At 57.0% G+C, this 1,343-nt stretch carries 1 protein-coding gene; it reads right to left on the bottom strand.

Features of this window, described 5'->3' with window-relative positions; genetic code table 11:
• Positions 1-152 precede the first annotated feature (152 nt).
• The gene (locus tag AWB74_RS44565; protein WP_061152803.1) at positions 153-1,253 is read right to left on the bottom strand and encodes an IS5 family transposase; all 1,101 of its coding nucleotides are present in this window, start codon (positions 1,251-1,253) and stop codon (positions 153-155) included.
• Positions 1,254-1,343: the final 90 nt, after the last annotated feature.

Genomic DNA, 1,343 nt, shown 5'->3' with positions numbered 1-1,343 from the left:
TAGCAGGCCGTTGAAATATCCGTCGTTGGCGCGCTAAGGCGCGTTGCGACGGATGCTGAACTCGCACTTCTGAGACGCGTAAAAAACCTTTGTGAGCGTTCGAGGCTACTCGTGAGTTCACAAAACCGACGCTATCGATTGCTTCCTGCCCCTCAAGCTGCAAGTGTGCGCATGCGCGTCAGGTTGTAGCCGACCTGGGTCAGCACGAAGAGCTGGTCTACACGTTCAAGTCCCCGACACATCGCTTGTCGAATTCGTCCGACCGTCTTGCCCCATCCAAACACCTGTTCAATCCGTTTTCGTTTTTGCTGGCTCACCGCGTAGCCCGGCCAACGTGTAGTTCGCTCATCAATCGCTGAGCCTCCTGAGCGCCGTTCGTTTTGCGCCACATGAGGCGTGACGCGATTCGAGCGACAACTGGCTACGAAGCCGGCGGTGTCATAGTTCTTATCCGCGCCGACCGTGATGCCGCTCGGTGCGACACTCGCAGCATCGGCAAGCATCTGCGCCGCGCAGTCTCGCTCGGCGGTGCCGGTCGCCAGCGTCACCTGCGCGTTGACAACCAGCCCGTGTCGGTTGTCGGTCAATACATGACCCATATAACAGAGCATCGCTCCCGTTCCCTTGCTTTTCCGGAACAGGCGCGCCTGCTCATCCGTCGTGGATTGGTGCGTTTCGTTACTGCGTTTTTGTCCATGCCAGTTGTCATTCGGTGCGGGCGGTTCGTCTGGAGGCGTATCGTCGTCGCTCGGACTCGCCTTGGGCACGAAGCTCTTATGCCCGGCCCACGCCTGAATCAAAGTGCCATCGACGCTGAAATGCTCGCCAGAGAGATAGCCTCGCTCGCGGGCCGTCTCGACCGTCTCGTTAAAGAGCAACACCAGTACATCGTGTTCGAGCAAGCGGTCGCGGTTCTTGCTAAACGTCGAATGGTCCCACACCGTTCCGTCCATCGGCAGACCGACGAACCAGCGGAACAACATGTTGTAGGAAATCTGTTCCATCAACATCCGTTCGCTGCGAATCGAGTACAACACCTGCAGCAACAGCGCCCGAACCAACTTCTCCGGTGCAATGCTTCGCCGACCACCTCTCGCGTCTGCCTCGTACATTCGCGAGAACACATCATCCATGCGCTTGAGTGAGTCATTGAGCCATGTACGAATCGGACGCAACGGATGGTCCTTCGGCACGAAATCATCAAGCTTCAACACCGTGAACATCGACTCGGTAAAACCATCGCTGCCGCGCATCCGTTCCATCTCGCTCTCGTTAATGACATCAGATTCAACGTTCACCGCTTCATTCAGGATGACCGTTCGACGAGGTATTTCAACGACCTG

The organism is Caballeronia arvi (assembly GCF_001544695.2).
Classification (GTDB): domain Bacteria; phylum Pseudomonadota; class Gammaproteobacteria; order Burkholderiales; family Burkholderiaceae; genus Caballeronia; species Caballeronia arvi.
This window is presented reverse-complemented; position numbering and strand designations above follow the sequence as displayed.

Excerpts from the sequence above, each read along its gene's own strand:
- AWB74_RS44565 (WP_061152803.1), bottom strand. The coding sequence starts at position 1,253 with ATGCGCGGCAGCGATGGTTTTACCGAGTCGATGTTCACGGTGTTGAAG.